The sequence below is a fragment of the Mesorhizobium sp. 1B3 genome, assembly GCF_050958605.1.
GTDB lineage: Bacteria > Pseudomonadota > Alphaproteobacteria > Rhizobiales > Rhizobiaceae.
The window spans coordinates 119,061-130,632 of record NZ_JBJHDO010000003.1; the positions used below are offsets into that span (position 1 = coordinate 119,061).

12 protein-coding genes are annotated in these 11,572 nt (G+C 61.5%); 3 read left to right on the forward strand and 9 right to left on the reverse strand.

Annotated features, from left to right (window positions below; translation table 11 throughout):
* Positions 1–11 precede the first annotated feature (11 nt).
* From ACCO56_RS09610 to ACCO56_RS09640, 7 genes are all read right to left on the reverse strand, one after another.
* On the reverse strand, positions 12–1,094 hold the full coding sequence (locus tag ACCO56_RS09610; protein WP_433640063.1) for an ABC transporter ATP-binding protein: 1,083 nt from the start codon (positions 1,092–1,094) through the stop codon (positions 12–14).
* 6 nt (positions 1,095–1,100) lie between these two features.
* Positions 1,101–2,204, reverse strand: a complete 1,104-nt coding sequence (locus ACCO56_RS09615) for an ABC transporter ATP-binding protein (protein ID WP_433640065.1) — start codon at positions 2,202–2,204, stop codon at positions 1,101–1,103.
* Entirely contained in the window at positions 2,201–2,422 is a 222-nt protein-coding gene (locus ACCO56_RS09620) for a hypothetical protein (protein ID WP_433640067.1), read from the reverse strand. Before ACCO56_RS09620 ends, ACCO56_RS09615 begins: the two co-directional genes overlap by 4 nt.
* Positions 2,419–3,378: a carbohydrate ABC transporter permease gene (locus ACCO56_RS09625; protein ID WP_433640068.1), complete on the reverse strand. Its 960-nt coding sequence runs from the start codon at positions 3,376–3,378 to the stop codon at positions 2,419–2,421. The genes ACCO56_RS09620 and ACCO56_RS09625 overlap by 4 nt, the downstream gene beginning before the upstream one ends.
* Position 3,379: 1 nt before the next feature.
* A complete protein-coding gene (locus ACCO56_RS09630; protein ID WP_433640070.1) occupies positions 3,380–4,285 on the reverse strand; it encodes a carbohydrate ABC transporter permease in 906 nt (301 codons plus the stop codon).
* 73 nt (positions 4,286–4,358) lie between these two features.
* A complete protein-coding gene (locus tag ACCO56_RS09635; protein ID WP_433640072.1) occupies positions 4,359–5,675 on the reverse strand; it encodes an extracellular solute-binding protein in 1,317 nt (438 codons plus the stop codon).
* A gap of 363 nt (positions 5,676–6,038) precedes the next feature.
* On the reverse strand, positions 6,039–6,677 hold the full coding sequence (locus tag ACCO56_RS09640) for a TetR/AcrR family transcriptional regulator (protein WP_433640074.1): 639 nt from the start codon (positions 6,675–6,677) through the stop codon (positions 6,039–6,041).
* Positions 6,678–6,782: 105 nt separating this feature from the next.
* Between ACCO56_RS09640 and ACCO56_RS09645 the strand changes: the two genes are divergently transcribed.
* Genes ACCO56_RS09645 through ACCO56_RS09655 form a run of 3 tightly spaced genes read left to right on the forward strand, consistent with a single transcriptional unit; the run spans position 6,783 to position 9,303 of the window.
* Positions 6,783–7,976: a Tm-1-like ATP-binding domain-containing protein gene (locus tag ACCO56_RS09645; RefSeq protein WP_433640076.1), complete on the forward strand. Its 1,194-nt coding sequence runs from the start codon at positions 6,783–6,785 to the stop codon at positions 7,974–7,976.
* 48 nt (positions 7,977–8,024) lie between these two features.
* Positions 8,025–8,873, forward strand: a complete 849-nt coding sequence (locus tag ACCO56_RS09650) for a phosphoenolpyruvate hydrolase family protein (protein ID WP_433640078.1) — start codon at positions 8,025–8,027, stop codon at positions 8,871–8,873.
* 10 nt (positions 8,874–8,883) lie between these two features.
* The gene (locus ACCO56_RS09655) at positions 8,884–9,303 is read left to right on the forward strand and encodes a cupin domain-containing protein (protein ID WP_433640080.1); all 420 of its coding nucleotides are present in this window, start codon (positions 8,884–8,886) and stop codon (positions 9,301–9,303) included.
* Between the two features lie 30 nt (positions 9,304–9,333).
* Here the strand turns inward: ACCO56_RS09655 and ACCO56_RS09660 are convergent, their stop codons facing one another.
* Together ACCO56_RS09660 and ACCO56_RS09665 are read right to left on the reverse strand one after the other, a co-directional pair.
* Positions 9,334–10,524 carry a M24 family metallopeptidase gene (locus tag ACCO56_RS09660; protein ID WP_433640081.1) on the reverse strand — a complete coding sequence of 397 codons (1,191 nt, stop codon included), beginning with the start codon at positions 10,522–10,524 and terminating at the stop codon, positions 9,334–9,336.
* A 207-nt stretch (positions 10,525–10,731) separates the two neighbouring features.
* Positions 10,732–11,568, reverse strand: a complete 837-nt coding sequence (locus ACCO56_RS09665; protein ID WP_433640083.1) for an ABC transporter ATP-binding protein — start codon at positions 11,566–11,568, stop codon at positions 10,732–10,734.
* Positions 11,569–11,572 lie beyond the last annotated feature (4 nt).

Consider the following 11,572-nt stretch of genomic DNA (forward strand, 5'->3'; position numbering starts at 1 on the left):
GAGCCGACCCCTCACCCCGCGTGCCGCAGGCTCAATCCGCTCGCCCTGTCGAACAAAGCGACCTTCTCGGCATTCCAGCCGAAGCGCACAGGCTGCTCGATCTCCAGCCGCGTCTGCCCCGACACGGTCGCGCGCAAATGCAGGTCATCGATGGCGAGCGTGACGATCTTCTCGACTCCGTGGTTTTCCACGTCGTGCACGACCGCCTCGATGGGCGCGCCGGACTCCAGACGCACGTCCTCCGGCCTGATCCCGAAGACGAGCGGCTGTCCCTCGACGCCAGCAGTTCCGACCGTCCCTGCATAAGGCAATTCGAAGTCCTTCGGCGCCACCACCGCTCGGCCGCCCACGAGGCGGCCCTCCATCAGGTTCATCGGCGGCGAGCCGACAAACCGCGCCACATAGGTATCGCGCGGATTGTCGTAGATCTCCTGCGGCGTGCCGGTCTGGACGATGCGGCCGTTGTGGAGCACACCCACCTTGTCGCCCATCGACATGGCCTCGATCTGGTCGTGCGTGACGAACAGAAAGGTCGCGCCTAGTTGCATCTGCAGGTTCTTCAGTTCGGTCCGCAGTGCCTCGCGCAGCTTGGCGTCGAGAGCCGAAAGCGGTTCATCCATGAGGAACACACGCGGCTTGCGCACGATGGCTCGTCCGATCGAGACGCGCTGCATTTCGCCGCCGGACAGGCGGTCCACCTTGCGGTCCAGCAGATGTTCGATACGCAACGTCCGCGCCGCCCGCGCCACCCGCTCCTTGATCTCGGCATCCGGCAGGCGCCGTATCTTCGGTTTCAACGGGAATTCCAGATTCTCGCGGACCGTATAGCGCGGATATAACGAGTATTGCTGCAGGACCAGCGCCACGTCGCGTTCGGCCGCGCCCCAGTTTGCCACGTCGACCCCATCGATGAAGACTTGACCCTTGGTCGGCTTTTCGAGGCCGGCGATCAATCTGAGCGTCGTCGTCTTGCCGGCGCCGGTTTCCCCGAGCAGCACGAAGAACTCCCCGTCGGCAATATCGATATCGAGGTCGGCAAGAGCCGTGTGGTTGCCGAAAGACTTTGTGATGTTCCTGAGCTGGATATGGGCCATATCAGACTACAACCGTATCTCGAGCGACGTGCCGCTGGCTCCGTCGAAAAAGTGGGCCTGGGACGGGTCGATGCGCGCATAGACCTTCTCACCCGGCTGGGCGACATAGCCAGCCCTGGTGCGCGCCCGCAGCACCTGCTCGCCCACTTTGAGGTCGACGATGTCGAAGGAGCCGAGGGGCTCGATGATCTGCGCCTCAACCGGCAGAAAACCCTCGGCCGCGTCATGGCGCACCAGCACGCCTTCCGGACGTATTCCCAAAGCGAGTCCGCCGGCGGCGTGCCCGTTGAGCTTGCCGAGAAGCTCGCGTGGGAACTCGAAACCGCCGGCGGCACCCCCCACTTGAACCCGTGCCGCATCGCGCTCTTCCATCACCGTTGCATCGGCCACATTCATCACCGGACTGCCGACGAACTGGGCGACGAAGAGATTGGCTGGATGGCGGTAGACCTCCTCGGGCGTGCCGACCTGTTGCAGCACACCCTCGTGCATGATGACGATACGGTCGGCGAGGCTCATCGCCTCGATCTGATCGTGCGTCACGTAGATTGTCGTGGAGCCCTGTTTTATGTGCAGGCGCTTGATCTCGGCGCGCATCTCCTCGCGCAACTTGGCATCGAGCGCGCCGATCGGCTCGTCCATGAGCATGGCCTTGGGCCGCCGGACCAGCGCGCGCCCGATCGCCACGCGCTGCATATCGCCGCCCGAAAGCGCCGAGGGACGCTTGTCGAGGAGATCGGTGATGCGCAACACTCTCGCGATCTCGCGCACCGCCTTGTCGACTTCGGCCTTGTTCATCCGCGTCGCCCGCAAGGGAAAGGCGATGTTTTCGTAAGCGTTCATATGCGGGTAGAGCGAGAACGACTGGAACACCATCGCGATGTCACGTGCGGCCGCCTTCATGTGTTGCACCGGTTTTCCGTCGATCAGGATATCGCCCTCATCGATCGTCTCGAGCCCGGCTATGGCGCGAAGGGTTGTCGTCTTGCCGCAACCGGACTGGCCGAGCAGAACGATAAACTCGTTGTCCGCGATCGCCAGATCGAGATTCTTGATGACCTGGACGGCGCCGAACCATTTTTGCACGCCGCGTAGTTCGATCTGCGTCAATGCTGCGCTCCCTGGTGTCGGGCCTTGCCGCTCAGCGGTTCCTCTTCCGGCGGGATCTTGCCCGCGACCATGAACACGATCAGGCCGACCAGGATCACGGTCAGGCCATAACGGTGCAGAAAAAGGTTCCAGGGCTGGCAGAGAAAGATGATGCCCAGCACCATCAATATTTGCGATCCAGGCTCCAGGAATTTCTGATTGAAGGCACGAAAGCTCATTTGCGGATTGCTCCGAACGACATTCCGCGCAGCAGATGATTGCGCAACAGGAAGGTGAAGATCGCCACCGGAAGCAGGAACAGGAAGGTGCCCGCCGCGATCACGGTCCAGTCCGGCAAGCCGGAGCCCACCTGGCTTGGGATGAAGGGCGGCGCGGTCTGCGCGCGGCGGTTCGTCATGATCAGCGCGAAGGCGTATTCGTTCCATGCCGTGATGAAGCAGAACACCGCGGTGGCCGCGATGCCGGTGGCCGCCTCCGGCAAGACGATCTTGAAGAAGGCCTCCATACGCGTGTAGCCGTCGACCAGCGCGGCCTCCTCGTATTCCTTCGGGATCTCGTCGATGAAGCCCTTCATCAGCCAGACCGAGAAGGAGAGGTTGAAAGCGGTGTACAGGATGATGAGGCCCCAATGCGTGTCGTTGAGACCGACGGCGCGATACATCAAGAACATCGGGATGGCGACGACGACCGGCGGGAGCATGCGCGTCGACAGGATGAAGAACAGCAGGTCCTGCTCGCCCTTCACCTTGAAGCGCGAGAAGCCGTAGGCCGTGAGGGTACCCATGCTGACGGCAAGGATCGTCGAGGCGACCGCGATGACCAGCGAATTCATGAAGCGGCTGGGATAGGCCGACCATTGCACCGCGCCCTTGCCGTCGCGCACCACCTTCTCGCCGCCGTCGAACACCAGGCGTTCCCACCAGGGCGCGGCCGCATACTCCTCAGCCGTGGGCGCTTCCCTCAATTGCGAGCGCTTGGTGAAGAGCTTCACGAAAGGCGACAGTTCCGGCTGGAAGACGATCGTCGGCGGGATAGTGGTGGCGAGATTGCGAGGTTTGAACGACGTGGCCACGATCCAGTAGATCGGAGCGAGGAAGATCAGCGTTATGATGACGACGGCAACGACCGCTATCTTGTTGAACGCCCGCTCCCTGGAAGTCTGAACGGCAGCCATCTCAGCGCGCCTTCACCTTGTTCAGATACTTGACGTAGAGGTTGGTGATGGCGATCACCATGATGAGCACGATGTAGGCAAGGGCGCATGATCGCCCGGTCTGCCATTCCTGGAAGGCCATCTTGTAGAGCCGGATCGAGATCACTTCCGTCGTGGGCTGCGTCGACAGCACGTAAGCAAGGTCGAAGGTCTTGAAGGCCTCCATGGTCCGAAAAATGATCGCGATCATCAGGATCGGCGCGACCAGCGGAAGCGTGATGCGGAAGAAGGTGTAGAAAGGTCCTGCCCGGTCGATGGCCGCCGCCTCGTAGAGATGCTTCGGCACGGCGGACAAGCCTGCCAGCGAAAGCAGCATGACAAAGGGCGACCACATCCAGATGTCGGTGATGGCGACGGCATAGAGCGCCATCTTCGGATCGCCCAGCCACTGGAACTTGCCGAGCCCGAGTGCCCAGTTGATGACGCCCCAGGACGGATCGTAGAGCAGCTTCCAGAAAAGGCCGACGACTGCCATGGACAGCATCATCGGCAGGAGCAGCAGCGTTGTGATGAGCCCCTTGAAAGGAATAGCGCGGTTGAGCAGCATCGCGGTGCCGAAGCCTACCAGGACCTGCCCGACCACGGAGACGATCACGTATTTCGCGGTGACCGCGAAATTGTTCCAGATGTAGGGATCGTTCAGCAACTCGCGATAATTCTGGAGCCCCACGAAATTGGCTGCTGCGTTCGTTGACGCCCGAAAATCCGTGAAGGAATAGCCCAGGGAGTAGATGAGCGGGAAAATATTGAACACGATCAGGAACAGGATCGTCGGGATGATGAAGAGGTTCCTGATCGTGATGTCGCTCCAACCCCGTGAAGCTGCACGCGAGCCTCGATCCAGCGTGGTCATCACCGCTGTCGCCACTTGAACGTCCTTTCGCAAACCTGAAAAGCAAACGGAGGGGGCGATCTCTTGCCCCCTCCGTTCGGCCCCTTGCCTAGTTCATGCGGCCATATTTCTTGAACGTCGCGTTCCAGTCGGCAGCCAGTGAATCCAGCGTTTCTTTCGCCGTGCCCTCCCCGTTCACGACATAGGGATAGACGCGCTGGTTGAGTTGCTGAAGGAGCTCGGCATACTCCGGAACCGCCCAGAAATCCTTCACCTTGAACATCGTTTCGTAGAAGGCTTTGTTGTAAGGCGTTGCATTCTGGAAAGCCTCGGATTCCAGGACGGCCTTGTTGCAGGTATAGCCGCCAAGTTCGGCCCACTTCTTCTGCGTATCGTCCTTGATGAACCATTCCAGGAATTTCATCGCCTCCTCCTTGTTGTTCGAATAGGAGACGATCGAAATGCCCTGGCCGCCGAGAGCCGCGTACTGGTCACCACCCGGGCCGGCGGGATTGGCGAAGAAGCCCGTATTCTTGGCGTTCGGATTCGAGGCTTCGTTGAGCAGAGACGGGAAGAAGGCAAAGTAGTTCATGCTCATCGCCGCCAGGTTCTCAGTGATGGCCTGGTTGTTCTCGACGAAGAACGCGTTCGTCCATCCCGGGGGCGTGTAGCCGAACAGCTTCCGGTAATTCTCCAGCGCGGCGACAGCCTTGTCGGAGTTGAGAATGCCGTCGACCTTGTAGGTGCTGTAGTCGCCCAGTTCGGCGCCATAGGAGAACAGCGCGTTCTCCACCCCCATGGCAAGGCCGTCATACTGGTTCTGCGTGTAGATGGCGATGCCATAGCGATTCTCGCTCGGCCGATGGAAGAACTCCGCGATATCGGTCATTTCCTTCCAGGTCTTCGGCACCGCAAGTTCGTAGCCGTATTTGGCCTTGAACGCTTCCTTCTCCTTCGGGTCCTCGAACCAGTCCTTTCGGTATGACCAGCCGACGGCGTCGCCCTCGGTGGGAATGGACCAGTAACGGCCGCCATTGCCCGGATATTCCGAATAGTATTTGACGGTGGCAGGTGCCATCGTCTCCAGGACTTTGTGCTCCTTGATGAAGTCCGTCAGCTCGACATAGTGGCCGCCCTCCGAGGCTGCACCGAGCCATTGCGAGTCACCCACGACCATGTCGTAGGCGCTTCCCTTGGCGTTGAACTCCGTGAAAGCCTTGGTCTGAAAATCGGCCCAAGGCGTCGTTTCCACGACGACCTTTACGCCGGTTTCCTTCTCGTACTCGTTTGCGAGTTCCTGCAGGTAGTTGGCCGGATCCCATTCCGCCCAAAAGATCGTCAGCTGCTTGTCCTGGGCATATGCCGAAGTCGTGCAGGCGAGTGCCAGGCCGATGCCAGCAAGGATGCCGGCCCTTGTCTTGCGCATGGTTCTCCTCCCTTGTGCGCATTCCACCCTGTCGCGGCCCACGCACTGCCGGCCGCAGGCAGATTTCCCCTACGCCGTATCCCGAAGCCAGGGCGTCCCCCACCCCCAACCCGGAACGGTTTGCCGCGTCTCCCATCTTTGCGGCATTTTTCTTTAATCTGGTATTACCAATTGATCATCGACGTCAAGCGGTTTCTTCTACAACAACAACCAGTGAGGGTATAGTATTCGGGATATCCTCTTGTTTATGTTCTATATTTGTCTTCCGAATCAATAATACCGCCGCAATCCGGCTTCCGAATGCGGCAAAAGCATCGCCGCCAATCTGGTCGAACCAGATTGGCGTTTTCTCGGTGAGCGTCGTCAGGCCACCTTCACGCTGCCAGACTCCGTCACGGCCGAACGTATGAGCGCCTGAGCTGCCCAGTGAGCGGCCGACAGCATTTCTTCGCCATTCAGCCCCCATATGTCCTTCAATACAACCACCGCCTCGACACCGAAAATTAGGGAAAGCGCCTGCGTCAGACGGGTAAACACCTGCGGATCCACCTGATCCCTTAGTGGTGCGAGCGCATCCGCCAGGAGATCTCTACGATGCCCCCGCGCGAAGGTGGGTTCGTCACCAAGCGTGCCGGCCTCCCGCTGCGCCCAATGGTCGAGCGACAGTTTCAGCGCCGCCTTGAATGTCGCCTCGAACTTCTCGATACGAGGCATGCCCGTTTCCAGCAAGCTGGCCACGCGACGCTCCGCGTCCTTCGAACGCGAACGCCAGCCGAGAATGGGCCCTAGGGCTTCCTCGACCACCGCCTGCACCAGTGCCGCCTGGCTCGGGAAATAACGATAGGCCGTGGCCCGCGAGACCTCGGCTGCTTCCGCCACCTCGCTCACCGAGGGGATCGCACCCGCCTGCATGAGGCGCGTGGCGGTTTCCAGCATGAGGCGTTGGGTTCGAGCCCGCGGGCCCCGCCCCTGCGGAAGGCTCGATTGACGTAAGACATCCATATCAATATGATACGACCGTCTCAAAAAATAGGCAATGCCCTCAGCATTGGAAACGGCTGTCGGGAAGGCCATGAGCGCGGCAAACCGGGCCGTGGGGGAGACGCCGTGAAACGGATCTACGTTGTCGGCACTGCCGATACCAAGAACGAAGAACTGGCTTATCTGGCCGCTGCGATCGCCGCCGCCGGCGCGGCTGTCACCTTGGTAGACATTGGAACGCGCGGTGCCCTCATACCGGTGGACGTGCCTGCCAAGGAGGTGGCTGCGCACCACCCGGAGGGTTCGTTCAAGGTTCTAGGCACCAATGACCGTGGGACGGCCGTCGCTGCCATGGGAGAAGCGTTCTCTCGTTTCGTCCAGACGAGGACCGACATTGCCGGAATGATCGGCATCGGCGGCGGCGGGGGCACGTCCGTCGTGACGGCCGGCATGCGGACCCTGCCGCTCGGCACACCGAAGCTGATGGTCTCGACCCTGGCGTCCGGAGATACCGCTCCTTACGTCGACGTGTCGGACATCGTCATGATGCCGTCCGTTACCGATTTGGCCGGGCTCAACGGCCTGTCGCGCGTCATCCTGCACAATGCGGCACAGGCTATCGCCGGCATGGTCGCTAATCCTGCGCCGGCGGCAGCTGGTAAGCCGGCGCTGGGGATGACGATGTTCGGCGTCACCACTCCGTGCGTCACTTCCATCGTGGAACGGCTACGAACCGACTACGACTGCATGGTGTTCCACGCGACCGGCACCGGCGGCCGCACAATGGAGAAACTAGCCGACAGCGGACTTCTCGCCGGCGTACTCGACATCACCACCACCGAAGTCTGCGACCATCTGCTCGGCGGCGTGTTGCCCGCCACTGACGATCGCTTCGGCGCCGTGGCGCGCACAAAACTGCCCTATGTCGGGTCGGTAGGCGCGGTCGACATGGTCAATTTCTGGGCACCGTCGACGGTTCCGGAGCGATTTCGTAATCGGCGCTTCTACGAACACAATCCGAACGTGACGCTGATGCGCACGACCGCCGACGAATGCCGCCTTATCGGCGAATGGATCGGCGAACGGCTTTCGCGCTGCGAGGGGCCTGTGCGCTTTCTTATCCCCGAGAAGGGCGTGTCCGCCATCGACGTCGAGGGCGGGCCGTTCTGGGATCCGGAGGCCGACCGGTCGCTTTTCGAGGCGATCGAGCGAACGATCGCGCCGAACGGCAGCCGCCGCGTCGAGCGCCTGCCGTTCCACATCAACGATCCCGCCTTCGCCGACGCCGTGGTGAAGGCGTTCCGGGAGATCGCCGCCTGACAGCGCCGTGCTCGCTTTTGACATTGCTTTTCAATCCAAAGGAAACACATGCCCGCCATCGCCCGCGCCAAAATTCTCGAGAAGTTCCGCGCCATGATCGCGGCCGGACAACCGATCGTCGGCGGAGGCGCCGGCACCGGCCTCTCCGCCAAGGCTGAGGAGGCGGGGGGCATCGACCTCATCATCATCTACAATTCCGGCCGCTACCGCATGGCCGGGCGTGGTTCCGCTGCCGGCCTGCTGGCCTACGGCAATGCCAACGAGATCGTGAAGGAAATGGCCTTTGAAGTGCTGCCGGTCGTGAAGCAAACCCCCGTTCTGGCCGGGGTGAACGGGACCGATCCCTTTGTCGTAATCCCGCGCTTCCTAAGGGAACTGAAGGAGATGGGTTTCTCCGGCGTGCAGAACTTCCCGACGATCGGCTTGTTCGACGGCAACATGCGACAGAGCTTCGAAGAGACCGGCATGGGCTACGGGCTCGAGGTCGACATGATCGCCGAGGCGCATCGGCAGGACCTGCTGACCACGCCCTATGTGTTCAACCCCGACGAGGCGCGTGCCATGACCTCCGTCGGTGCCGATATCGTGGTCGCTCACATGGGGGTGACCACCGGCGGCTCGATCGGCGCCACTTCGGCCAAATCGCTAGATGACTGCGTGAACGAGATCGATGCCATCGCGGAGGCCGCTCGCTCCGTTCGCAAGGACGTCATCCTGCTTTGCCACGGCGGGCCGATCTCGATGCCGGACGACGCACGTTACGTGCTGGCGCGCTGCAAGGGGCTGCACGGTTTCTACGGCGCCTCCTCGATGGAGCGCCTGCCGGCCGAAACGGCCATAGCCAGACAGACAGCCGACTTCAAGGCGATCGAACTGGCAGGAAACGCAAGAAGCTAGGAGGAGGATCATGGCAGACAGAGGAAAGGTGTTCGTTTATCCGGGGGATGTCGACGCCTTCGGCTTCGATTGGGGCCGGCTGGCCTTGACGGTGGCACCGGAAGTGAACGGCGCCCGCCGTTTTTCCGGCGGCGTGGTGGACCTGCCGCCCGGCCAGGGTCATGCCCGCCATAACCATCCGGGGGCCGAGGAGATCATCTTCGTCATTTCCGGGCATGGCGAGCAAATGGTGGAGGACGAGATCGGCGCCCCTGTAACGCAGAAGGTCGGACCGGGCTGCACCATCTTCATACCGGAAAGCCGTTTTCACTCGACGCTCAACACAGGCGATGCTCCCATGCAGCTTTTCGTCGTCTACTCGCCCGCCGGGCCGGAGCTGGCATTGCGCGAGCTGCCGGATTTCAGGCTGATCCCCGTGGGCAGCAAATAGCTTCACCCGGGCGAGGACGCTCGGGAACGACTACGCGGTGCCGCCCCTGTTCCAGCCCCTGCCCCGCTCGCCGAACATCTCGTAGCCGGTCGCGGTGACCGCCACTGTATCCTCGAGCTTGATGAAGCCGCGGGTGGGATGCAGCATCGTGGTTTCGACCGAGAGCACCATGTTCGCCTCCAGCGGCTTTGCAGCGTAAGTGCCTTCGTATGTCACGGGATGATTGGTCATGAGAAATGGGGCCTCATGGGTGATGAGCCCCATGCCATGGGCAAAGAAGTCGGTATAAGCGGCCACCTTCGAGGCTTTCAGTACGCTTTCCGCATGCGCGACCATATCGCCGCCCAGCGCACCGGCTTTGACTCCGGCAAAGGCCGCCTGCTGCACAGTCTCTATCTCCGCCAACAGGTCCTCGAGTTCGGCGTCCGGCTCGCCCAGCACTCCCATGCGGCAGAGATCGCCGATGTAGCCGCGATAGTTGCCACCTGAATCGATGGACAGGACCTCACCCTTTTTCCATGCTTGGTCGGAAGCCGCACGATTATGGCTCGGCCCCAGGGTGAGGAGACAATATTCGAAATGCGCACCGCGGTTGGTCTCCTCGCGGCGCAGGCGTTCGATAATTTCAGTCTTGGTGGAACCTTCCCGCGCGGCGGCGATGGTGGCGAGCATCGCGTCGGTGATCAGTTCCGAGGCTTTCTTGAGCTTGGCGAGTTCGACGGGCGTCTTCACCGCACGCAGCCGTTCCATCATGTCCGTCACATCGACCAGTTCGGCATCCGGCAAGGCGTCGCGGATCGCCACATAGGCGTCTGCCGGGAGAAAGGCCGGTTCGATGCCGATGCGCGCCGCACCCGCTCCGATCGCCCGCAAATGCTCGATGGCGTGAGCAGTGGAATCGAGCGTGCCCCAATTGGAAAGATGCAGCGTCGGCGTCCAGAACGGATGGTTCTGGTGTTCGCCCCCCTCCATGCGATTGCCGACATAGGCGGCACGGTCCGGAGCGCCCTTCCCATAGATCACGATCGGCAGGTAGCGGCTATGGCCGATGGCGTCCATGGCTGAAAAGAAGATGAACTTGTAGCCGCCGAGGAGATATTGGGTGTTGTGTTTCGACGTCGCCAGGACCACGTCGATACCCGCCTCGTCCATCAAACCGTCCAGCCGCGCCTGATCGAAGGGCACGGCTGAAATGGTATTCCTTCCCTTCTCGACGTTCATATGCATCCTCCCTCGACCTATTGCGCCAGCGCGGATCTGCTTCCTTACCTTGCAACAGATAAGCCGCACTGGTCCATCCAGATAGGGTATATTACGCTGGGCTCCTGCTCGGAACCTTGGTTTCTTGCTTTCCTGGTCCTACCAGATAACTCCGGCCATCGCTAAGTAAATGAAAAAATACGAGCCGGAGACGACCGAGACCAGCCGTCAATCGCGCGCGAGATTTGTCTCCACGCCGAGGTGTTTCAGGATCTCCGTCATCTTGCGGGCATATCCCGGGCCGGCACGGTCGCGGTCCTCTCGTTCGATCGGAATGATGGTGCGCACCGCGGCGGGGCGCGGGCTCATCACGACGATCTCGTTGCCAAGAAGGATGGCCTCCGACACGTCGTGCGTGACAAAGAGGACGGTCGGCTTGTCAAGCGAAAGCAGCGTCTTGAGTTCGCCCTGCAGTTTCAGTCGCGTGAATGCGTCGACGCTTGCAAATGGTTCGTCCAGCAAGAGCAACTTGGGGCGCAGCGCGAGAGCGCGCGCGATGCCGACGCGTTGCGCCATGCCGCCCGACAATTGATTGGGATAGGCGTCGCCAAAGCCCGACAGGCCGACCGTGTCCAGGATCTCGTCGGCGCGGCGATTGGCCTCGACGCGGCTTGATCCGCGCGTCGTAAGGCCAACGGCAACGTTCCTGCGTACAGTCATCCAGGGAAACAGTCCCGGCTGCTGGAAAGCCATACCGAGATCCGGATTGACCCCGGGGTGGATTTCGCGGCCTTTCCAGTACGCCCGACCGGCGGTGGGCCGTAGCAGTCCGGCCGCGAGGTTCAGCAGCGTGCTCTTGCCGCAGCCGGACGGCCCGACGACACAGACAACCTCACCGGGCCCGGCGCGAAAGGAAACGTTGTCGAGGACAGGCGTGCTCCCGTTTGCCGCCACGTAAGCATGAGATATGCCCTCGAAAACAAGACCGTCGCCAGTCGCGCTGCGGCCTTCGTCCTGGCGAGCCGGATGCCCGATCGCTGCTGGATATATCCGGATGTCGGGCACGGTT

Coding starts and splice junctions, on each gene's coding strand:
- ACCO56_RS09655 (WP_433640080.1), top strand. CDS start 8,884: ATGGCAGACAGAGGAAAGGTGTTCGTTTATCCGGGGGATGTCGACGCC.
- ACCO56_RS09650 (WP_433640078.1), top strand. CDS start 8,025: ATGCCCGCCATCGCCCGCGCCAAAATTCTCGAGAAGTTCCGCGCCATG.
- ACCO56_RS09640 (WP_433640074.1), bottom strand. CDS start 6,677: ATGGATGTCTTACGTCAATCGAGCCTTCCGCAGGGGCGGGGCCCGCGG.
- ACCO56_RS09635 (WP_433640072.1), bottom strand. CDS start 5,675: ATGCGCAAGACAAGGGCCGGCATCCTTGCTGGCATCGGCCTGGCACTC.
- ACCO56_RS09660 (WP_433640081.1), bottom strand. CDS start 10,524: ATGAACGTCGAGAAGGGAAGGAATACCATTTCAGCCGTGCCCTTCGAT.
- ACCO56_RS09610 (WP_433640063.1), bottom strand. CDS start 1,094: ATGGCCCATATCCAGCTCAGGAACATCACAAAGTCTTTCGGCAACCAC.
- ACCO56_RS09620 (WP_433640067.1), bottom strand. CDS start 2,422: ATGAGCTTTCGTGCCTTCAATCAGAAATTCCTGGAGCCTGGATCGCAA.
- ACCO56_RS09625 (WP_433640068.1), bottom strand. CDS start 3,378: ATGGCTGCCGTTCAGACTTCCAGGGAGCGGGCGTTCAACAAGATAGCG.